At 72.6% G+C, this 19758-nt stretch carries 19 protein-coding genes and 1 pseudogene; 14 read left to right on the top strand and 6 right to left on the bottom strand.

The features are described from left to right. Positions 1 to 346: 346 nt before the first annotated feature. From BFF77_RS23225 to BFF77_RS23250, 6 genes are all read left to right on the top strand, one after another. Entirely contained in the window at positions 347 to 1423 is a 1077-nt protein-coding gene (locus BFF77_RS23225; RefSeq protein ID WP_066953020.1) for a DUF6777 domain-containing protein, read from the top strand. A gap of 80 nt (positions 1424 to 1503) precedes the next feature. After that, a complete protein-coding gene (locus BFF77_RS23230) occupies positions 1504 to 3576 on the top strand; it encodes a SpoIIE family protein phosphatase (RefSeq protein WP_066953022.1) in 2073 nt (690 codons plus the stop codon). Positions 3577 to 3689: 113 nt separating this feature from the next. Then, a complete protein-coding gene (locus BFF77_RS23235; RefSeq protein WP_066953024.1) occupies positions 3690 to 5141 on the top strand; it encodes a wax ester/triacylglycerol synthase family O-acyltransferase in 1452 nt (483 codons plus the stop codon). Positions 5142 to 5403: 262 nt separating this feature from the next. Further along, complete coding sequence (locus BFF77_RS23240) at positions 5404 to 6480, top strand: aldo/keto reductase (protein ID WP_066953026.1); 1077 nt, start codon at positions 5404 to 5406, stop codon at positions 6478 to 6480. Beyond that, positions 6477 to 6788 (top strand): L-rhamnose mutarotase, encoded by a 312-nt coding sequence (locus BFF77_RS23245; RefSeq protein WP_066953028.1) that lies wholly within the window; start codon positions 6477 to 6479, stop codon positions 6786 to 6788. The genes BFF77_RS23240 and BFF77_RS23245 overlap by 4 nt, the downstream gene beginning before the upstream one ends. 6 nt (positions 6789 to 6794) lie before the next feature. Next, the gene (locus BFF77_RS23250; protein ID WP_245703662.1) at positions 6795 to 7673 is read left to right on the top strand and encodes an amidohydrolase family protein; all 879 of its coding nucleotides are present in this window, start codon (positions 6795 to 6797) and stop codon (positions 7671 to 7673) included. A 123-nt stretch (positions 7674 to 7796) separates the two neighbouring features. On the opposite strand, the gene BFF77_RS23255 is transcribed toward BFF77_RS23250, so the two are convergent. Beyond that, the gene (locus BFF77_RS23255; RefSeq protein ID WP_342671255.1) at positions 7797 to 8483 is read right to left on the bottom strand and encodes an alpha/beta hydrolase; all 687 of its coding nucleotides are present in this window, start codon (positions 8481 to 8483) and stop codon (positions 7797 to 7799) included. Between the two features lie 105 nt (positions 8484 to 8588). On the opposite strand from BFF77_RS23255, the gene BFF77_RS23260 reads away from it, so the two are divergent. Further along, positions 8589 to 9467 (top strand): Fpg/Nei family DNA glycosylase, encoded by an 879-nt coding sequence (locus BFF77_RS23260; RefSeq protein ID WP_066953030.1) that lies wholly within the window; start codon positions 8589 to 8591, stop codon positions 9465 to 9467. A gap of 85 nt (positions 9468 to 9552) precedes the next feature. Here BFF77_RS23260 and BFF77_RS23265 read toward each other — a convergent pair whose 3' ends face one another. Then, positions 9553 to 10245 carry a zf-HC2 domain-containing protein gene (locus BFF77_RS23265; RefSeq protein WP_066953032.1) on the bottom strand — a complete coding sequence of 231 codons (693 nt, stop codon included), beginning with the start codon at positions 10243 to 10245 and terminating at the stop codon, positions 9553 to 9555. A gap of 80 nt (positions 10246 to 10325) precedes the next feature. On the opposite strand from BFF77_RS23265, the gene BFF77_RS23270 reads away from it, so the two are divergent. The 4 genes from BFF77_RS23270 to BFF77_RS23285 all read left to right on the top strand — a co-directional run bounded on the left by BFF77_RS23270 (position 10326) and on the right by BFF77_RS23285 (position 14237). Beyond that, positions 10326 to 11075, top strand: coding sequence for a LytR/AlgR family response regulator transcription factor (locus BFF77_RS23270; protein WP_066953053.1), 750 nt, complete (start codon positions 10326 to 10328; stop codon positions 11073 to 11075). 62 nt (positions 11076 to 11137) lie between these two features. After that, on the top strand, positions 11138 to 11509 hold the full coding sequence (locus tag BFF77_RS23275) for a hypothetical protein (RefSeq protein ID WP_245703663.1): 372 nt from the start codon (positions 11138 to 11140) through the stop codon (positions 11507 to 11509). Further along, on the top strand, positions 11506 to 13050 hold the full coding sequence (locus tag BFF77_RS23280) for a sodium/solute symporter (RefSeq protein ID WP_066953034.1): 1545 nt from the start codon (positions 11506 to 11508) through the stop codon (positions 13048 to 13050). The genes BFF77_RS23275 and BFF77_RS23280 overlap by 4 nt, the downstream gene beginning before the upstream one ends. Continuing rightward, complete coding sequence (locus tag BFF77_RS23285) at positions 13047 to 14237, top strand: sensor histidine kinase (protein WP_066953036.1); 1191 nt, start codon at positions 13047 to 13049, stop codon at positions 14235 to 14237. Before BFF77_RS23280 ends, BFF77_RS23285 begins: the two co-directional genes overlap by 4 nt. 175 nt (positions 14238 to 14412) lie before the next feature. Here BFF77_RS23285 and BFF77_RS23290 read toward each other — a convergent pair whose 3' ends face one another. Continuing rightward, positions 14413 to 14982 carry a hypothetical protein gene (locus BFF77_RS23290; protein ID WP_066953038.1) on the bottom strand — a complete coding sequence of 190 codons (570 nt, stop codon included), beginning with the start codon at positions 14980 to 14982 and terminating at the stop codon, positions 14413 to 14415. 71 nt (positions 14983 to 15053) lie between these two features. Between BFF77_RS23290 and BFF77_RS37960 the strand changes: the two genes are divergently transcribed. Beyond that, entirely contained in the window at positions 15054 to 15422 is a 369-nt protein-coding gene (locus tag BFF77_RS37960) for a zf-HC2 domain-containing protein (RefSeq protein ID WP_342671256.1), read from the top strand. Here BFF77_RS37960 and BFF77_RS23300 read toward each other — a convergent pair. Next, positions 15359 to 15937, bottom strand: coding sequence for a sigma-70 family RNA polymerase sigma factor (locus BFF77_RS23300; protein WP_066953041.1), 579 nt, complete (start codon positions 15935 to 15937; stop codon positions 15359 to 15361). The genes BFF77_RS37960 and BFF77_RS23300 overlap by 64 nt on opposite strands. 263 nt (positions 15938 to 16200) lie before the next feature. On the opposite strand from BFF77_RS23300, the gene BFF77_RS23305 reads away from it, so the two are divergent. After that, entirely contained in the window at positions 16201 to 17385 is a 1185-nt protein-coding gene (locus BFF77_RS23305; protein WP_066953043.1) for a CapA family protein, read from the top strand. 191 nt (positions 17386 to 17576) lie between these two features. On the opposite strand, the gene BFF77_RS23310 is transcribed toward BFF77_RS23305, so the two are convergent. Then, positions 17577 to 18035: a universal stress protein gene (locus BFF77_RS23310; protein WP_066953045.1), complete on the bottom strand. Its 459-nt coding sequence runs from the start codon at positions 18033 to 18035 to the stop codon at positions 17577 to 17579. A 300-nt stretch (positions 18036 to 18335) separates the two neighbouring features. Here BFF77_RS23310 and BFF77_RS23315 point away from each other — a divergent pair, with 300 nt between their 5' ends. After that, complete coding sequence (locus BFF77_RS23315; RefSeq protein ID WP_066953047.1) at positions 18336 to 19196, top strand: polysaccharide deacetylase family protein; 861 nt, start codon at positions 18336 to 18338, stop codon at positions 19194 to 19196. Positions 19197 to 19261: 65 nt separating this feature from the next. Here BFF77_RS23315 and BFF77_RS23320 read toward each other — a convergent pair. Further along, a pseudogene (locus BFF77_RS23320) lies at positions 19262 to 19758 on the bottom strand (class F sortase); the annotation flags it as partial.

Genomic DNA, 19758 nt, shown 5'->3' on the forward strand with positions numbered 1-19758 from the left:
TCATGCGGCGGTCTCCTCACCGGGATGTGCCGGACCGGGGGCGGGCGGGCGCCACCGGCGGCGTAGTCGAGGCGCACCCGGTGCGAGGGCGCCGGGCGACGGCTCGGCGGGACGCGGCTCGCGCGGCGCGACCGACGGCGCACCGCCCCTCGTGATCCGGCTGACCAGCACGGACATCTTCTGCCACCCCCCGGACTTGAACATGTTCAAGTCTCACGATCACTCTATGCCGTCGCCTGAACGCGTTCAAGTCCCGGGCCCGCCCGCCTCGTTCCCGCTTGCGGAGGCGCCGACCGTCCGGCAGACATAAGGAGGACATCCATGGAGGAAGAGGCGGGAGATCACGGTGCGCTCACCCAACCGTCGTCGGCATGCCACGCTTGCCGCGCTGACCGCGGGCATTCTGATCACAGCGGGCTGCGGCGGGGACGGCGGTGAGAACACGTCGGGTCCCCAGATCAACGAGCTGTACTTCCAGCGGGCCGCGGACCAGGGCCCGGACCCGTTCACCCCGTCGACGGCCTTGGCGCCGCCCAAGGACGGCGCCGAGGCCGGGACCTCCGCGGACGAGGACGACTCGTACGACGAGAGCGGCAACGGCCGGACGGCGCGCGCTCTGCCCGGCTCCACACCCGGTCTCTACGCCGGTGTCCAGGCGTCCTCCAGCTGTGATGTGGAGCGTCAGATCCAGCTGCTCACCGAGGACGAGGCCAGGGCCGGGGCCTTCGCCCAGGGCGCGCGGGTCGGTCAGGAGTCGTTGCCGGAATTCCTGCGCGGACTCACTCCGGTCTTCCTGCGCGCCGACATCCGGATGACGAACCACGGCTTCCGGGACGGGGCCGCCGCCGAGTTCCAGTCGGTGCTCCAGGCGGGTACCGCCGTCCTGGTGGACAGCCATGGACTGCCGAGGGTGCGCTGCACCGGCGGCAGCCCGCTGCGCCCGCCGATCGTGGCGCAGGGCTCCATGACCCATCGCGGGAATCCATGGCGCGGATACCGGCCCGAGCGGGTTGTCGTCATCGACCGCACCAGTCAGCCGCTCAGCAGTCTGATCCTCGTCGACACGGTGAACAACGACTGGATCGAGCGGCTGACCGGTACCCACGGCGAGGCCGACGGCCGTCCCGGGGTCACTCCGGCGTACGGCCCGGACGCCGACATCACCGATCCGAATGTCGTCAGGACGCCGGAGCAGCCGTCGTCCTCGGGTATCCCCGGAGGGCCCCGGCAGGCCCCGGCCCCGGACGTGCCGGCTCCGGGGCGGGCGCCCGGCGGGACGCCCCGGCAGGAGAGCGAACCGCTCGCGCCCAGGTCGCAGCCGGACGCGCAGCCCGATCCCGGGTCCGGCGGCGGCTCCTCGGCGGACGCCGACGAGCGGCAGATGGAGGGCCTGCTGATCGGTCCCGTGTCGTTCCAGGGCTGATGTGAGGGAACGCGTGAGGGGACGTTCCAGATCCGGCCGGACCAGTCGAAGAATCCGACAAATGATGACAGAGTGTCTCCATGGCTGAACGGGCAGCGGGGCTGCTGTCGCTCCCCGACGACTGGCCCGCCCAGCCGGACATCAGCCTCTCCCTCAACGGGATGGGCACCTTCGACTGGGACCTCGACAGCGGACTGCTGTATCTGGACGCGACCGCCCTCGACGTGCTCGACACCCGGCCCGACGAGTACGACGGCCGGCCGCGGAGCCTGGCGCCCCGGGTACCGCGCGAGGAGGGCATCCGGCTGGACACGGCCGTGTCGCGGGCGCTCGGCGACGGCAGCACCGGGTACGGCGCGTACTTCCGGGTCCGGCTGCGGGACGGCACCCTGCGCTGGACCCACACCCAGGGCAGCATCCTCCGGGACGCCGACGGCCGGGCGACCCGTGTCATCGGGATCGTCCGCGACGCCGTCCAGGAGCTGGCCGACTCCGCCGCGCGGCTCGAACTGGCCGCGGTGCGCCGGGTGCGGACCAGTGTGGTCGAGGGCACCGCCGCCGCGCTCGCCCACGCCAGGACCGTTCAGGACGTCATCGACGTGCTCAAGGAGTCCGGCGGTCTGGAGCACCTCGGCGCCAGCAGTCTGGTCATGGGCCTGCTGGAGTCCGGGCGCATCCATCTGGTCGCCGAGGGACCCGAGGGCTCGTATGTGCCCGGCACCCGTGTGACGAGGATCGACGAGGGATATCCGATGAGCGAGGTGGTGCGGACGCTGGCGCCCCGCTTCATCGAGTCCGCCGAGGAGTTCGCCGTCTCCTATCCGCTCCTCTGGCCGAAGATCAGCGGGCTCGGCATCAACGCCGCCGCCTATCTGCCGCTGATCGCGCAGGCCCGGCCCATCGGCGCGCTCGGGCTGCTCTACCGGGACAAGGACGGATTCACCGCCGAGGACCGCAATCTGCTGGTCGCCCTCGGCAGCAGCATCGCCCAGGGCCTCCAGCGCGCGGTCCTCTTCGAGCAGGAGCACGATCTGGCGGAGGGCCTCCAGCAGGCGATGCTGCCGCGCCGGATCCCCGCCGTGCCCGGCGCCGAGATCGCGGTCCGCTACCGCTCGGCCCGGCTCGGCAGGGACATCGGAGGCGACTGGTACGACGTCATCCCGCTGCCCGGCGGCCGGGTCGGGGCGGTGATCGGGGACGTACAGGGCCATGACACCCACGCCGCCGCCGTGATGGGCCAGCTCCGTATCGTCCTGCGCGCCTACGCGGCCGAGGGACACCCGCCGGCCACCGTGATGGCGCGCGCCTCGGTCTTCCTCCACGAGCTGGACACCGATCGCTTCGCGACCTGCACCTACGCGGAGGCCGACCTGTCGACGGGCGTGGTCCGGCTCGTACGGGCCGGTCATGTCGATCCGCTGATCCGGGACGCCGACGGCCAGTGCCGGAGGCTGCCGGTACCGGGCGGGCTGCCGCTCGGTCTCTCGGCGTTCTTCGGACGGCTCGACTATCCGGTCGAGACCGTCGAACTCGATCCGGGCCAGACCCTGATGCTCTACACCGACGGTCTGGTGGAGCTGCCCGGCACGGATCTGGACGACGGGATGCAGCTTCTGACCGTGCTGGTCCGGGACGGACCGGGCGACCTCCAGATACTGGCCGACCGGCTGTGCGCGGTCATGGACGAGCGCAACGGCGACGACGATGTCGCCGTACTGCTGCTGCGGCGCGGCGGCGCACGCGCCCCGAGCCCCGGCGGCCGGCTCCAGCAGTGGGTCGACCGAGGCGACCCGCAGGGCCTGCGTACCGTCCGGCACATGATCCGGGCGGCGGTGGGCGCGTGGGGCGCCAGGGAACGCGCGGACGAGGTCGAGCAGGCGGCGGACGAGCTGATCACCAACGCGCTGATGCACACGGACGACGGAGCGGCCGTGACCGTACGGGTGCTGTCCGGCGCGGAGCGACGGCTCCGGGTCGAGGTGGAGGACTGCTCCAGCGTCCTGCCGCACCGTCGTGACGCCGGTGAGTCGGGCGTCTCGGGGCGGGGGCTGCTGCTGGTGGACCAGCTCTCCGACGCGTGGGGCGTGGAGTCCCGCGGCAGCGGCAAATGCGTCTGGTGCGAGTTCGCCGTCCCGGACCTGCCCTCACCCTGAACGGCCGTCACACCACCCGGCACAGGTCGTTGACTTTCTGTGAAGTGATCATACTTGACCGTAATCGACCACTGGCGATTGGCTTTCTCCTCCCTCTACGATCTGAGGCTCCCTTGACCACCGAGCTGCTGGCACCTCTCGATCTGGCTTTCTGGCATCTCGAATCCGCCGACCATCCCATGCATCTCGGCGCGCTCGCCGTCTTCACCGCCGCGCCCGGGACGGCGGGCGGCGCGGGACTGCTGGAACTGCTCGCCGCGCGCGCCGCCGCCATTCCCCGGCTGCGGATGCGGGTACGCGACGTCTGGCTCCCGGTCGGCGGCGCCGCCTGGGCGACCGACAAGGACTTCGACGTACGGCGGCATGTGAGGCGGCTGGTCCTGCCCGAGGGAGAGTTCGCGGCACAGGCGGCGCGGCTGGCGGGCGAGCTGATGGAGCGTCCGCTGGAACGTGGCATTCCGCCCTGGGAGATGTACGTCCTGACGCCGAGGCGCCCTGCCCTGGAACGGGCCGGAACGCGGACCGGAACACGGGCGGGGGCGCGGACCGGGGCGCGGGCCTCGACACGGGCCGGAGTGCGGGCGCGAACGCCGGCGGGCGTGGACGGGGCGCCCTTCGCCGTCCTGGTGAAACTGCACCACGCGCTCGCCGACGGGATGCGCGCCGTGGCCATCGGCGCGGGCATCTTCGACCAGATCGCCGACGAGCGGGCGGCCGGCGTCCGCCGGGTCAGACCGGTGCCGCCGAGATCCTGGCTGCCGGGTCCCTGGCAGGTGGCGGGACTGGCCCGAGGCCGGATCGAGGAGCTGGGCCGGGCGGTCGGTATCGGTGCCTCGGTCGTCCGGGCCAGCCGGCTCGACCCGCGCGGCATGCCCGCGCTGACCGCCGGATCCAGCGGTACGCGCAGACTCGCCACCGCCGTGCTCGATCTGGAGGACGTCCAGCGGATCCGCAGGGTGGCGGGCGGCACGGCCAACGATGTGCTGCTCGCGACGGTCGCCGGAGCGCTGCGGCGCTGGATGCTGGAGCGGGACGAGCGGCTGCCCGCCGCGCCGCCGCGCGCTCTCGTACCGGTCTCCCGGCGCCGTCCCGGCAGCCCGCCCGGATCCGGCAACAAGCTCTCGGCGTATCTCCTCGCCCTCCCGGTGGCCGAGCCCGATCCGCTGGTCCGGCTGGCTCTCGTCCGCCGGGGGATGCACCGCAACAAGTGCGACGGTCCCTCACGCGGCGCCGGCGCGGTCGCCGTACTCGCGGACCAACTGCCGCCGCTGGCGCACCGGCTGGCGGCTCCGCTGGCGGGCAGCGCGGCCAGAATGCTCTTCGACATCCTGGTCACCAGTGTGCCGCTGCCGCGCTCGACGCTCTCGTTCGGCGGCTGCCCGCTGCGCGAGGTCTACCCGATGGCGCCGCTGACCCGCGGACAGTCCCTGGCGGTGGCGCTGACCACCTACGGCGGGCGGGTCCATGTGGGGCTGGTCGCCGACGGCAAGGCCGTACCGGACCTGGACCGGCTGGCGCGCGGGATGACCGACGAACTGGACGAGCTCCTCCGTGCCGGCCGGTAGCCGTGCGGGCCCGTCGTGCCCGCACGGCGGGCGGGCGGATCACCGGCCGTGCGCCTCCGGGCCCTGGTGACTCCGTTGATCGTCCGCCGGCCGGCCTCGCCGGACCACCAGCGCACTCCGGTCGTGAGAGATCGGACAGTTCAATAGTGAAGAACCCCAAAAAGCTCCCCCAGAGGTGTTGACGGCATCGAGTCATCCGATGAATATTCGTCGTGATCGACGACGGAACGCGGGCGTCGGCACATGGGGAGGCGGCGGCGGTATGCGGCACACCACGCTCGGACGCGGCGCGGTCCGGGTGACCGGACTGTCCTTCGGGGCGGCCGGGATCGGCAATCTCTACACCCCCGTCGAACCCGAGCGGGCCAGGGCGGCGATCGACGCGGCCTGGGACGCGGGCATACGGTACTTCGACACGGCGCCGCACTACGGACTCGGGCTCTCCGAGCGCCGGCTCGGCGAAGCGCTGCGCGACCGGCCGCGCGAGGAGTACGCCCTGTCCACGAAGGTGGGCCGGCTGCTCGAACCGGTCGCCGGAGCAGGGCCCGCCGACGACGACCTGGCCCATGGCTTCGCCGTTCCGGCCACCCACCGCCGTGTCTGGGACTTCAGCGCCGACGGCGTACTGCGCAGCATCGACGCCAGTCTCGGACGGCTCGGGCTCGACCGTATCGACATCGTCTATCTGCACGATCCCGACGAGCATGCCGAGGAAGCCTTCCACCAGGCGTATCCGGCGCTCGAGCGGCTGCGCGCCGAAGGCGTCGTCGGTGCCATCGGCGCCGGGATGAACCAGACGGCGATGCTCACCCGCTTCCTCCGTGACACCGACACCGATGTCGTCCTGTGCGCGGGCCGCTTCACCCTGCTCGACCAGTCGGCGCTCGCCGAACTGCTGCCCGAGGCCGCCGCGCGCGGCAGGAGCGTCGTCGTCGGCGGAGTCTTCAACTCCGGGCTGCTCGCCGATCCGCGCCCGGGCGCGACCTACGACTACACCGCCGCGCCGCCCGCCCTGCTGGAGCGGGCCCTGCGGATGGACGCGGTGACCAAGCGGTACGGCGTTCCGCTGCGCGCCGCCGCCCTGCACTACCCCCTGCGCCACCCGGCCGTCGCCAGTGTGCTCGTCGGCACCCGGTCGGAGGCGGAGGTGCGCGACGCGGCCGAACTCGCCGCCCGTACCGTCCCCGACGACCTCTGGGCCGAACTGCGCGCCGAAGGACTGCTGACGGGGGACGCGGTGATGGAGGACCCGGCGACGCGGGACGCGCCGGACGAAGAGCCGCCGAGCGAGGAGCCGCCGGCCGGGGCCCGGCCGGCCGAGGACGGAGCACTGTCATGAGAGTCGCGTTGCACACCACGGTCCGCCCGGACCGGATCGAGCGGTACGAGGCCGCGCACCGCGAGGTGCCCGCCGAGCTCACCGCCGCGATCCGCGCCGCCGGCGCCACCTCCTGGACGATCTGGCGCAGCGGCACCGATCTCTTCCACCTGCTGGAGTGCGAGGACTATCCGCGCCTGCTCGCCGAGCTGGACGGGCTGCCGGTCAATGTGGCCTGGCAGGCCAGGATGGCCGAGCTGCTCGACGTCCGGCACGACTACTCCGCGGCCGGCGCCGACGCCGGACTGCCCGTCGTCTGGGAGCTCTGACATCCGATGACGTCCACGACCCCGATGACATCAACGGCGCCGCTGAACGCCGTCGACGCCCACCATCACATCTGGGATCTGTCCGTACGCGACCAGGACTGGATCACCGGTCCCGCGCTGGCGCCGCTCCGCCGCGACTTCGGCATCGCCGACCTGGCGCCGGAGGCGCGGGCCGTGGGAGTGACGGCCACCGTTCTCGTCCAGACCATCTGTGTTCCCGAGGAGACCCCCGAATTCCTGGCCGCCGCCCACGGCAGTGACCTGGTCGCGGGCGTCGTCGGCTGGACCGATCTCACCGCGCCGGGGATCGCCGACACGCTCGCCGCGCTGCGTGAACTGCCCGGCGGTGACCGGCTCGTGGGGATACGCCACCAGGTGCAGGGCGAGCCGGACCCGAGGTGGCTGACGCGTCCCGACGTGCTGCGCGGACTGGCCGCGGTCGCCGACGCCGGTCTCGTGTACGACCTGGTCGTCCTCCCCGGGCAGTTGCCCGCCGCGGCGGAGGCGGCCGAGTCGCTGCCGCAGCTCACCTTCGTTCTCGACCATCTGGGCAAACCGCCGATCGCGGCCGGCACGCTCGATCCCTGGGCCGGGTACGTCAAGGCGCTGGCCGCCCGTCCCAACACCGTCTGCAAACTCTCCGGCATGGTCACCGAGGCCGACTGGGACTCCTGGACGGCCAACGGACTGCGCCCGTACGCGGACACCGTCCTCGACGCCTTCGGTCCCGGCCGGCTGATGTTCGGCTCCGACTGGCCCGTGTGCCAACTGGCCGGTACCTACGGCGAGGTGTTCGACGCGGCCCGCGCGGTGACCGACGGGCTGAGCGAGGACGAGCGCGACGAGGTCTTCGGGACCACCGCACGGCGCGTCTACGCACTGTGACCCGGGCGCGTTCCCGGGGGACCGGCCGCCGAGCCCTTCCCCCGGGTACGCGCCGGCAGGAGCCCACCGCGGCTTTCCCCGGGTACGCGCAGGGCGCCCCGGAAACGCGCCCGCCGGGCCCGGTCAGCCCGGGTGCAGTGCCCGCCGTACCGCCGCGGGATAGGGATCCATGCCCAGCAGCGCGGTGACCGAGCCCGTGGTCAGCCGGTGCCAGGTGCCCGCCCGGCGCAGCATCGCGTGATCGCCGCCCGGCAGCAGTACGGCACAGGCCTCCGAGCCCGCCTCCCGGGCGCGGGCCGCCAGCTCGACGCTCTCGCGCGGATCCGTCACCCGGTCACGGTCGCCGTGCAGCAGCACCGCGCGGCGGCCCGCGAGCTGCTCGACCGGTTCGCCGCGCGGGCACCAGGGAGCGAGTCCCACCACTCCGCTGACCCGTTCGTGTCCCGCGACGGCCAGGGCGGCGCGGCCTCCCATCGAGTGCCCCACGAGCACCACGGGGACCGGGCCCGCGAGCTGCTCCAGCTCGTCCAGCGCCCGGCGCGCGTCACGGGCCGCGTCGGCCCGCCCGCCGTTCCATCCCTGGTAGCGGTAGCGCACCCGGCCCACCACCACGTCGTATCCGTCGGTGGCCCGCAGCACCGCCCAGGTGAAGGGCCACATCCGCACGCCCGCCGCGTTCACCCGGCCCGGTGGCCGCTCGCCCTTGGAGCGTCCGCCGTGCAGCACCAGGACGGCGGCGCGGGGCCGCGGCGAGGTCCTGTCCAGGACCAGGGCGGACTGAACCGCTGCTCGGCGGTCGCTCACGGTCACGTGGGGGCCTTTCCTCCGACGGGCGGGGCCCACGTGGGGCACCCTGCTTGCTGGTCGTACGAGGCTCGCCAGGCACGCGTACGGGGACTGCGGCACCCTTGACGCATGCCGGAAGTACCCGAAGTCGAAGCGCTGCGCGAGTTCCTCGACGGCCATCTCGTGGGCAAGGAGATCGTCCGCGTCCTGCCCCTGACGGTCAATGTCCTCAAGACCTATGATCCGCCGCTCTCCGCCCTGGCGGGCGCCACCGTCACCGCCGTCGCCCGCCACGGCAAGTATCTCGACATCGTGGCGGCCGGCGCCGACGGCGGCCCGGAGCTCCATCTCGCCGTCCATCTCGCCCGGGCGGGCTGGCTCCGCTGGAAGGACTCGTTCCCGCCGCAGCCGCCCAGGCCCGGGAAGGGCCCGCTCGCGCTGAGGGTCGTCCTCGCCGCAGGAGACGGCTTCGATCTGACCGAGGCGGGCACCGCCAAACGGCTCGCCGTCCACCTGGTCCGTGACCCGGCCCAGGTGCCCGGTATCGAACGGCTCGGGCCCGATCCGCTCGACGACTCCTTCGACCGGGACACGTTCGCCCGGCTGCTCGCCGGTGAACGGCGGCAGATCAAGGGCGCGCTGAGGGACCAGCGTCTGATCGCCGGCATCGGCAACGCGTACAGCGACGAGATCCTGCATGCCGCGAAGATGTCCCCGTTCAAACCGGTCAGGAATCTCTCCGAGGACGAGATCACCCTCCTCTACGAAGCGCTGCGCTCCACCCTGCGCGAGGCGGTCGAACGCTCGCGCGGGGTGGCCGCCGGTCGGCTCAAGGCGGAGAAGAAGAGCGGGCTGCGGGTGCACGGCCGCACCGGCGAGCCCTGTCCGGTCTGCGGCGACACCGTCCGGGAGGTCTCCTTCAGCGATTCCTCGCTCCAGTACTGCCCCACCTGCCAGACCGGCGGCAAACCGCTCGCCGACCGCAGACTGTCCCGGCTGCTCAAGTAGCTCCCGCCCTGGTCCCGCCCGGGTCCCGCCTGCCTGCGGGCGGGACCGCGGCCCTGCCCGCGGTCCCGCCCGCGCGCCGGCCCGCTCAGGTGGCGGGCCGAGCCGTACGGTCATGCCCTCCGCCGATCGTCACCAGCCGGCGGCCGTCCGCGCTCCGCACCTCGAAATGGTCGATCTGGTCGGGACGCAGCGCCGCTCCGCCCCGGGTGACCAGTGCCTTTCCGTCGTCGGCCCGCGCCGCCCACGTCGTCACGGTCTCCCGTGAACCGTCCGTCCCCACCGCGATCAGGGCGCAGACACCGGAAGCGCCCTGACGTACCAGTTCGAGGCCGACATCCGTGCCCCAGCCCGTCTCCGCGGCCGTGACCACGGCCGCCGTGCCCGTCGCCCGGTCCGACGCGGCCCACCGTACGGCCGTCGCGCCACCCGGATCGGGCCCCGGCGCCATCCGCAGCACGGCCAGCGGACCGCCCACGACGAGCACCGCCGCCGCGGCCACCAGCGCGAGCCGCCGTCCTCGCCGCGCGCGCCGCCCGGCGGCGGCCTCGGCCAGCAGCCCCGCCAGCAGTTCCGGGCTCGCGGCGGCGAACGGCGCCACCTCGGCGGGCGTCCGCCGCGCGTACTCGTCGAGCTGCGCCTTCACACCGCCGAGGTCGGCCAGCAGCAGGGTGCACCGCGGACACTCCATCAGATGGTCCTCGAAGCGGAAGGCGTCCGCGGCGTCGAGCACGCCCAGCGTGTAGGCGCCGACATCACGATGGAGGTCCAAGGTCCGCATGGTGTCTGGTACGCAGCCGAGCGCCGAATCATTCAAGCCGGGGAAGCCATTGTGTGTTCGAGGACCTACACTCCGGCGTCATGCTGCGCGTACTGGCCGTGGACGACGAGGAACCGGCACTCGAAGAGCTTCTCTATCTCCTCAGGGCCGATCCGCGGATCCGCAGCGCCGAGGGCGCCACCGGCGCCACCGAGGCGCTGCGCCGGATCGGTGCCGCCCTCGACGCGGGGCCCGACGGCGCCGCCGCCGTCGACGTGGTCTTCCTCGACATCCACATGGCCGGACTGACCGGGCTCGATGTCGCCAAGCTGCTGGCGGGCTTCGCCGAGCCGCCGCTGATCGTCTTCGTCACCGCGCACGAGGGCTTCGCCGTCCAGGCGTTCGATCTCAAGGCCGTCGACTACGTACTCAAACCGGTGCGCAGGGAGCGGCTCGCCGAGGCCGTGCGCCGGGTCGCCGAACTGGTGGGGGAGCGCGGCCCGGCGCAGGCGCCCGCCGCCGACCACATACCCGTGGAACTGGGCGGAGTGATCCGCTTCGTCGCCGTGGACGACATCGTCCACGCCGAGGCCCAGGGCGACTACGCCCGGCTGCACACCGACAGCGGCAGCCATCTCGTACGGATCCCGCTCACCACCCTGGAGGAGCGCTGGCGGGCCCGTGGCTTCGTCCGGATCCACCGCCGTCATCTGGTCGCGCTGGCCCGGATCGACGAACTGCGCCTGGACGCGGGCACGATGACCGTACGCGTCGGGGACGCGGAGCTGGCCGTCAGCCGGCGCCACGCCCGCGCCCTGCGCGATCTCCTGATGCGGCAGGGCGGGCGCTGACCAGGCCCTTCCCCAGGGATCGCCCGGCTGCGTACACTCCGGGCCCGACGGGAGGAACGCGTATGACGGGAGAGTCCCGGCAGCCCGCGCCCCGGCGCGAGGTCGTCACCGGCGAGTCCCGGCGTGTACGGCCGCTGCCGCGCTACCGCGCCCAGGCGGAGATCGAGGAGCAGACCGCCCTCGGCGACGCCTATGTCCGGTCCCTGATGCGCAGTCAGCTACGGGCCGGGCTCTCCGCGTTCGGCGTGCTCGCGCTGATCGCCGGCACGCTGCCGCTGGCCTTCGCCGCGCTGCGGGACGCGACGGCGGTCTGGGTGGTGCTCGGCTTCGCCGCCTACCCGCTGCTCACGCTGCTCGCCTGGTGGTACGTACGGCGCGCGGAGCGCAACGAGCGTGATTTCGCCCGGCTGGTGAAGGGCCGGCCCGTTCCGTGAGCCAGAGCTACACGGTGACGGCCGTCACCGTCGTCGTCCTCGCCACCGTCCTCGTCGGCGGCTTCGGGCTGCGGATCTCCCGTACCACCTCGGACTTCTACGTCGCCTCCCGCACCGTGGGTCCCGGGCTCAACGCCGCCGCGATCAGCGGCGAGTACCTCTCCGCCGCCTCCTTCCTCGGTGTCGCGGGCCTGGTGCTGCTGCACGGCCCCGACATGCTCTGGTATCCGGTCGGCTACACCGCCGGATATCTGGTGCTGCTGGTCTTCGTGGCCGCGCCGCTGCGCCGCTCCGGGGCGTACACACTGCCCGACTTCGCCGAGGGACGGCTCGAATCCCGCGCGGTGCGCCGGCTGGTGAGTGTGTTCGTGGTCGGCGCGGGCTGGCTCTATCTGGTGCCCCAGCTCCAGGGCGCGGGGCTGACCTTGAGGATCCTGACCGGCGCGCCGGACTGGTTCGGCGGTGTGCTCGTCGCGCTGGTCGTGGTGGTCGCGGTCGCGGCGGGCGGTATGCGCAGCATCACCTTCGTCCAGGCGTTCCAGTACTGGCTCAAGCTCACCGCGCTGCTCGTACCGGCGCTCTTCCTGCTGCTGGCCTGGCAGGGCGACGGCCGGCCGCGCGTCGATCTCGGGCTGACGAGCGCCGTCGCGGACCGTGCCGACCATCCTCTCTACGCGACCTACGGACTGATCGTGGCCACCTTCCTCGGCACGATGGGACTGCCCCATGTCGTCGTCCGCTTCTACACCAGCCCCAACGGCCGGGCCGCCCGGCGCACCACGGTCTTCGTCCTGGCGCTGATCGGCGCGTTCTATCTGCTGCCGCCCGTCTACGGCGCGCTGGGCAGGCTGTACGTGGCCGAACTGCCTCACGGCGCGAACGCCGACGCCGCCGTGCTGCTGCTGCCGGAGCGCGCGATCGGCGGTCTCGGCGGCGCGCTGCTCGGCGCGCTCGTCGCGGGCGGGGCCTTCGCCGCGTTCCTGTCCACCGCCTCCGGGCTGACCATGGCCGTCGCGGGCGTCCTCACCCAGGATGTCCTTCCCTCGCGTGGCGTACGGCACTTCAGACTGGCCACGCCGCTCGCCATGGCCGTACCGCTCGGCGGCTCGCTGCTGGTCAGCGGGATGCCCGTGGCCGACTCCGTCGGGATGGCCTTCGCGGTCTCCGCGTCCTCGTTCTGTCCGCTGCTGGTGCTGGGCATCTGGTGGCGCCGGCTCACCCCGCCCGGTGCGATCGCCGGGCTGCTGCTCGGCGGAGGGCTGGCGTTCGCCGCCACGGTGATCACGGTGAGCGGTGTGGTGCGGTCCGGCTGGCCGCACGCGCTGCTCGCCTGGCCCGCCGTCTGGTCGGTGCCGGTCGGCTTTCTCGCGATGATCCTGGTGTCCCTGGCCACGCGCGGCCGGATACCGCCCGGCACCAACGCCGCCATGACACGGTTCCATCTGCCGGAGGCCCTGATGCCGGGCGCGCGCGGCGGCGCGGGCGGCAGCGGTGGCCCCGGCGGGGCCAGTGGTACGAGCGGTACGGGAGGTGTCCGATGAGCGGCGCCGCCCTCGCCGTACTGATCGTCCTCGGTCCGCTGCTGCTCGCGGGCGGCTTCGTGCTCGGCCGGCGCACCGCGCGGCCCGCGCGGACCAGCGATGTCGGCACCCCCGTGGAGCACGCCACCTTCGAGACCCTGCACACCGCCTCGCTCGCCGCGCCGCCGCTCAGGGCCGGGCTCACCGAGGAGAGCGCGCGCAAGGCCGCCCGCAGGCTCCGCTCCCTGCTCGGCACCGACGCGCTCTGTCTGACCGACCGGGAACGGGTCCTCGTCTGGGACGGTCTGGGCGAGCACCACGGCAGACATGTGATGGACCAGGTGCGGGCGCCGCTGGACAGCGGCCGTGACACGGCCTTCGCCAGCGGCTGCGGCGATCTCGACTGTCCGCTGCGCTGGGCGGTGGCCGCTCCGCTCACCGTCGACCACCGGGTGCTCGGCACCCTGGTCGCCTACGCGCCACGGGAGTCGGCGGTACTGGCCAGAGCGGCCGGGGAGGTCGCGCGCTGGGTCTCCGTCCAGCTCGAACTGGCCGAGCTGGACCGCTCCCGCACCCGGCTGATCGAGGCCGAGATCAAGGCGCTGCGGGCCCAGATCTCGCCGCACTTCATCTTCAACTCCCTGGCCGCCATCGCCTCGTTCGTCCGCACCGATCCGGAGCGGGCCCGCGAACTCCTGCTGGAGTTCGCCGACTTCACCCGCTACTCGTTCCGCAGACACGGCGACTTCACCACTCTCGCCGACGAACTGCACTCGATCGACCAGTACCTGGCGCTGGTACGGGCCCGCTTCGGCGAACGGCTCTCGGTGACCCTCCAGGTCGCCCCGGAGGTCCTGCCCGTCGCGATGCCGTTCCTCTGTCTTCAGCCGCTCGTCGAGAACGCGGTCAAGCACGGCCTCGAAGGAGCCGTCACCAGAAGCCGCATCACCATCAGCGCGCTCGACGCGGGAGCGGAGGCCGAGGTGGTGATCGAGGACGACGGCGTCGGTATGGAGCCGGACCGGCTGCGCCGGATCCTGCGCGGCGAGGGCGGCCCGTCCACCGGGATCGGACTGCTCAACGTGGACGAGCGGCTCCGCCAGGTCTACGGGGACGAGTACGGGCTGGTCATCGAGACGGGAGTGGACGCCGGAACGAAGATCACCGTGCGGATACCCAAGTACCGGGCGGGCGTGCACGGCACCTGAGGCCCGTGGGCCCCGAGGCCGCCCGCGCTCCGGGACGCCGCGCGCATCCGGCGCGCCCCGCGCGTGTCCCGGCGTGTCCCGGCGTGTCCTCGCGCCGACGTGTGGTGGCGCGTGGTGACGTCCGCGGACGCGTACCGGCCGGAGCGGGTCCACGGCGGAGCTAGGGGGTACCCGGTCAGAACAGATGGGTCGCCAGATGCCCCAGCGGCAGCCCGAGCTGCCAGGCCGGCGTCCACACCTGAGGTCCCTCCTCCTCTCCGCCCGCTCCGAACACCCGTGCCACCGAGGCGGTCTCGGCCTCCCCGGCCGGGAACGGACACCCGCCCACCGGACCCATGGCATCGAGATCGGCCGCCAGCAACTCCGTCTCCTCCAGCCACCGCCAGGCCGCGCCCGCCAGCTCCAGATCCGGATCGCGCGACCGGGAACCGGATTCGAAGGCAGCCGCCTCCAGCCGGTCGAGCCGGGCACAGACCCAGTCGCGCCAGCTCGTGCCGTACGCCGTGAGCGAGCGCCACTCGTCCATACGGGCCACGACCCCCTGGAACCGCCGACCGCCCACCGGTCCTTCGGAGAGGAAAATGGTCAGGGCCAGCGCGTCCCGGCCGGCCCGGTACTCCAGTGTCGTCGGCGGCATCAGATCACCGGTGCGCAGCAGCTCGTCGGCGATGTACTCGGCGTACATCCAAGCCATCGGCACCAGCAGACCGCCACCGCCTACCCCTTCGGTACTTTCCGGACGCATCGCTTTTCCGCCTTCCTTCCTTCCCCCGAAGCCTGCTTCAGGGAGCATTGAACCGGCGGAGGACGCGTCGCGTGGCCAGAAGGGCAGGATCGGACGGCGGACGGGAGCGGATTGTGACGGGTGTGGCCGACGGTGCCGCGGACAGCGGCGGAACGGCGGACTCCGACGACGGAACGGCCGACTCCGGACCGCCGCCGGGTCACTGCTCCGGCTCCTCACCCGCCCCGCGCCCCAAGTCGCACCCGGAGGCACGTCCCGTTCCGGCCGGTCCGCATGTGCGCACCCTGCTCGGCGCCCATGTGCTCGGTGTGCTCGCGCCCGAGGAGGACCGGCGGGTCGTGGACCATCTCGCCGGCTGCGACCTGTGCGGTGCTGCCTACCGGGAGGTGGCCGGCGTGCCGTCGCTGCTCGCGCTCTGCGACGAGGACGACCTGCTGTAGCCGGGCAGGGAGCGGCTCAGCGCCCGTAGCGCGTAGTACGAACGGGACTTGACCGTGCCCTCCGGGATTCCCAGCGCCCGCGCGGTCTCGCCGACGCTCAGTCCGCGGAAGTAGATCTGCACCAGCACCTCGCGGTGGTCGCGGCTCAGCGTCTTCACGGCCTTCCGTACGTCGAGCACGGCGACCGCGCTCTCGGTGCGGTCCTCCGGATCGGGCGTGGCGGCGAGGACGCCGTCGCTGACCTCGCTGGGCCGGGCCATCCGCGACCTGCGGGCGTCGATCGCCAGCCTGCGGCCGACCGTGAACAGCCAGGGCCGCATGGAGTCGAAGGGCGCCTCGAACGCCTCCGGATGCTGCCAGGCCCGTACCAGCGTCTCCTGGGCCAGATCCTCGGCGCGCTGCCGGTCGCCGTAGGTCAGTCCCAGCAGAAAGGTCATCAGGGCCGGGCCGTGCGCGCGCTGAAGCTCCTTCAGTGCCCGCTCGTCGGTCGTCTCCGTGGCCGTGGCGGTGGTCATCGTGAACGCCCTTTCCCGTCGGGTTCGCCGTCCTGCGGTGGTGCTGCCGCCTGCCGTATACGAGCGCATGGCGGCGCCGGGGGACAGACGGAGCGCAGAGGTCTGCGACGAGCGGTCGCTCACTGCGACGAGTGGTGCGATGAACGGTCCGGTGGTGGCGTTCGGTCCCTTTCCTCGGCTTTGTCGGCTCGGTTACTTGACATCCAATTATATGACTATATGGATTCATTGCGTCGATATCCCCGAACGACGGAGTACGGCTCATGACCAAGCGCATGCGACAAGGAGCGATGGCCGCCGCCGCGCTGCTCCTCGGCACCGCGGCGGGCTGCGCGGAACCCGAGCGGCCCGCCACCCACGACCGTCCGCCGCACCACGGCCCCGCCGCCGACGGCGCCGCCAAGAAGGGCGGATTCACCCTGGTCGCCACGGGCGACGTCCTTCCGCACGACTCCGTCATCGCCCAGGGGGAGTCCGACGCGGAGGGCGACGGCTACGACTTCGCGCCGATGTTCGCCGCCGTCAAGCCCGTCGTCTCCGGGGCGGATCTGGCGATCTGTCATATGGAGACCGTGTACGGCGAGGAGGGCGGCCCCTACAGCGGCTACCCGGCCTTCGTGTCCCCGCCGGAGATCGCCCAGGGCCTGAAGGACACCGGTTACGACTCCTGCTCCACCGCGTCGAACCACAGCCTGGACGACGGAGCCGACGGCGTGCGCCGCACGCTCGACGCCCTCGACAAGGCGGGTGTCCGGCACGCGGGCTCGGCACGCTCGGCCGCGGAGGCCATGCGCCCGGCCCTGATGAAGGCGGGAGGCGCCAAGGTCGCCCAGCTCGCGTACACCTTCGGCACCAACGACAACCCGTTCCCTGAGGACCAGCCGTGGGCGGTCGGCCTCCTCGACGAGGACCAGATCATCGCGGACGCACGCGCCGCGCGGAGCGCCGGGGCAGATGTCGTCGTGGTCAGCCTGCACTGGGGCACCGAGTGGCAGACCGAGCCGGACGCGGAACAGCTGGAGCTGGGCAGGAAGCTCACCGCCTCGCGCAGCGGAAGCCGGCCCGACATCGATCTGATCCTCGGCACGCACGCGCATGTGCCGCAGCCGTACCAGAAGGTCAACGGCACCTGGATCATCTACGGGATGGGCGACCAGGTCGCCGGGACGATGACCAACGACGACGGTGAACTCGACGCGCGGGGCAATCACGGCTCGATCGGCCGCTTCACCTTCGCGCCGCCGGCCGCGAAGGGGGAGCGCTGGCAGGTGAGGAAGGCCGAGTTCATCCCGCAGATGATGGATCTGGACACGCTGCGGGTGGTCCATCTGCCGGAGGCCGTGAAACGGGATCCGGGGCGGGAGGACTACCGCGAGATCCAGTCGGACATCAGCGAGGCGGTCCTCAGCCGCGGCGCGGCGGCGGACGGGCTCACGATGGCCCACTGAGGGCCGTGCGGGAGACGGGAGCTTGGGCGGGGCCCGGTGTCCGGCGGGGCCCGGTGTCCGCCGGAGCGCGCGGAGCGGGCGACGTGCGGCGGTCGACGGGTGGGTGGGCCGCGTCGGTCAGGGACCCGCGCGGGTCGCGGGTCCACGAGGGCTCACGGGCGTGTGCGGGCCCCCGGATCAACGGCCCCCGGTCACGGGACGACCGTCACCGGCCAGCGGCCCGCCTTGACCAGCCGTACCGCCACCGAGCCGACGATCCGGTGTCCCGCCGACTCGGAGGCACCGACCACCACGGCGTCGGCCTTCAGCTCGTCGGCCGCGGTGACCAGTCCGTTGTACGGATCGCCGTGGAAGGTGTGGAACTCCCAGCGGATGTTCCAGACGTCCTTGACACGCTCGATGGCCTCGCGGATCTCCTCCACCAGCCCCTCGGCGATCTCTCCCGTCGTGTCCGCGACCGGCGCGCCGAGGGCAGCGCCCGCCGCGAGCACGGGCTGTACGTAGACGATGGCGAGCAGCGCGTTCTGCCGCCGCGCGAGACCGCCGGCGTACGAGGCCGCGCGGAACGAGGACTGCGATCCGTCCACGCCGACGACGATCACCTTCGGGCCGTCGGTACCGCGTTCGAATCTGGTGGGCTGCTGGGTCACGTCACGCAGGCTATCCGTTCCGGGTGGACTGTTCGTGAACGGTGTCCCGGCAGCCGCCGACCACCGCGGACGATGGCGCGGGGCGGGCCGGCCGGGTACGCGGAACGACACCGGCGGGTCCTGGGTCACGGGTGCGGCAGGGTGATCGCGATTGTCACCCGGTCGGCCATCCGTGAGACACTTCCGGTCCCGTCGGCGCGCGGGCCCGGGCAGGGATGGTGCTCATCCCATCGGGTGCTTTCGTCCGGCTTAGGGGTGTTGCTGAGCGGCGGAAAGCATCCGCCGTGCGAGCCATTGGTCATGAAAAAGGATCAGATGATTCCGGGGCGCCGTGCTGTCCTGCGGGTCGCCGCCTGTCTCGGCGCCGCCCTCGCCGCCCGGATGATCACCGCAGGACAGGCCCAGACACCCGGCCCCTCCGCGGCCCCGGCCCCGCCGACGGGCTCCAAGGAAGCGTTGGAGGCGGCGGGAGCGCGGGCCAGCGCCCCGCTCAAGCCCTCCGCGTACCGGCTCCAACCCATGATCGAGAGTGCTCCGCTCGGCTACCGCAGAGCCGCGCCCCCGGTACGCAAGAACCCCATCCTGGCGCTGCCGGAGCTGGGCCGCAGCATGGTGCTCACCTTCGACGACGGGCCCGACCCCCGCTACACACCGGGCATCCTGCGGACGCTCAGGACCTATGACGTGCGCGCGATGTTCTTCGTCTGCGGCGGGATGGTCGAGGAGTACCCCGATCTGCTGCGGGAGATCGCCGACGACGGGCATGTCGTCTGCAACCACACCTGGAACCATCCGCTGGTGCCGAGCCTCGCGCCGTCCGTCATCCGCAGGGAGCTGGGACGGACCAGCGAGCTGATCGAGGAGACCATCGGCACCGCGCCGCTCTGGTACCGGGCGCCCTACGGCGCCTGGAACAAGCATTCCTTCGAGATCGGCGCCGAGCTGGGCATGGAGCCGCTCGCCTGGACCGTCGACACCCTGGACTGGAACGTGCCCGGTACCAAGACGATCGTCAGCAGGGTGCTGGACGGCGCGGGGCCCGGCGTCGTGGTCCTGTCGCACGACGCGGGCGGCAACCGCTCGCAGAGCGTGGCGGCGCTCCGTGTCTATCTGCCCAGACTGCTCAAGGACGGCTACCGCATCGCGGTGCCGCACCGATGAGCCGGACGGTTCGATGAGACGACCGCTCCGATGAGATGTCCGCGCAGAAGGGCCGGCCGGCCCNNATTGCCGGCGTAGCCGCCGGCCTTCGAATAGCCGCCGCCGCAGGTGATGACCCGCAGTTCGGCGTGGCCGGTGTCGCCGTAGACCCGGGCCCCCGGGAAGTCGTCCTTGGCGAAGACCTCGACGCCGTAGATCTCGAACACGGCCGTCCGGCCGTCGAGCCGGGTCACCTCGACGCGCTGGCCCTTCTCCAGCGAGCCCAGCGCGAAGAAGACGGCGGGCCCCGCCTGGTTGTCGACATGCCCCACGACCACGGTGGTGCCACGCTGGCCCGGTGCGACGCCGTTCTGGTACCAGCCCGCCAGATTGGGATCCCGCGGGGGCGGCGCCGCGATCCAGCCGTCCGCGTCGAGGCCCACGTCCACCACCGGTGTGTCGACCTTGATGGCCGGGATCCGCACCCGTGCCATCGGGGCGTACGGCAGCGGCTTGACGATCGCGGCCGAGTGCGTGGCCGCGGCTGCCGGATCCGGCTTGCCCAGTCCCGCGGCCGCCGCGG

Origin of the sequence: Streptomyces lushanensis (assembly GCF_001700515.1) — a bacterium.
In the GTDB taxonomy this organism is placed as follows: domain Bacteria; phylum Actinomycetota; class Actinomycetes; order Streptomycetales; family Streptomycetaceae; genus Streptomyces; species Streptomyces lushanensis.

What these genes read in the sequence shown, in the direction of transcription:
- BFF77_RS23230 (WP_066953022.1), top strand. Translation starts at nt 1,504, where the DNA reads ATGGCTGAACGGGCAGCGGGGCTGCTGTCGCTCCCCGACGACTGGCCC.
- BFF77_RS23240 (WP_066953026.1), top strand. Translation starts at nt 5,404, where the DNA reads ATGCGGCACACCACGCTCGGACGCGGCGCGGTCCGGGTGACCGGACTG.
- BFF77_RS23245 (WP_066953028.1), top strand. Translation starts at nt 6,477, where the DNA reads ATGAGAGTCGCGTTGCACACCACGGTCCGCCCGGACCGGATCGAGCGG.
- BFF77_RS23250 (WP_245703662.1), top strand. Translation starts at nt 6,795, where the DNA reads ATGACGTCCACGACCCCGATGACATCAACGGCGCCGCTGAACGCCGTC.
- BFF77_RS23260 (WP_066953030.1), top strand. Translation starts at nt 8,589, where the DNA reads ATGCCGGAAGTACCCGAAGTCGAAGCGCTGCGCGAGTTCCTCGACGGC.
- BFF77_RS23265 (WP_066953032.1), bottom strand. Translation starts at nt 10,245, where the DNA reads ATGCGGACCTTGGACCTCCATCGTGATGTCGGCGCCTACACGCTGGGC.
- BFF77_RS23270 (WP_066953053.1), top strand. Translation starts at nt 10,326, where the DNA reads ATGCTGCGCGTACTGGCCGTGGACGACGAGGAACCGGCACTCGAAGAG.
- BFF77_RS23275 (WP_245703663.1), top strand. Translation starts at nt 11,138, where the DNA reads ATGACGGGAGAGTCCCGGCAGCCCGCGCCCCGGCGCGAGGTCGTCACC.
- BFF77_RS23285 (WP_066953036.1), top strand. Translation starts at nt 13,047, where the DNA reads ATGAGCGGCGCCGCCCTCGCCGTACTGATCGTCCTCGGTCCGCTGCTG.
- BFF77_RS23290 (WP_066953038.1), bottom strand. Translation starts at nt 14,982, where the DNA reads ATGCGTCCGGAAAGTACCGAAGGGGTAGGCGGTGGCGGTCTGCTGGTG.
- BFF77_RS23300 (WP_066953041.1), bottom strand. Translation starts at nt 15,937, where the DNA reads ATGACCACCGCCACGGCCACGGAGACGACCGACGAGCGGGCACTGAAG.
- BFF77_RS23305 (WP_066953043.1), top strand. Translation starts at nt 16,201, where the DNA reads ATGACCAAGCGCATGCGACAAGGAGCGATGGCCGCCGCCGCGCTGCTC.
- BFF77_RS23315 (WP_066953047.1), top strand. Translation starts at nt 18,336, where the DNA reads ATGAAAAAGGATCAGATGATTCCGGGGCGCCGTGCTGTCCTGCGGGTC.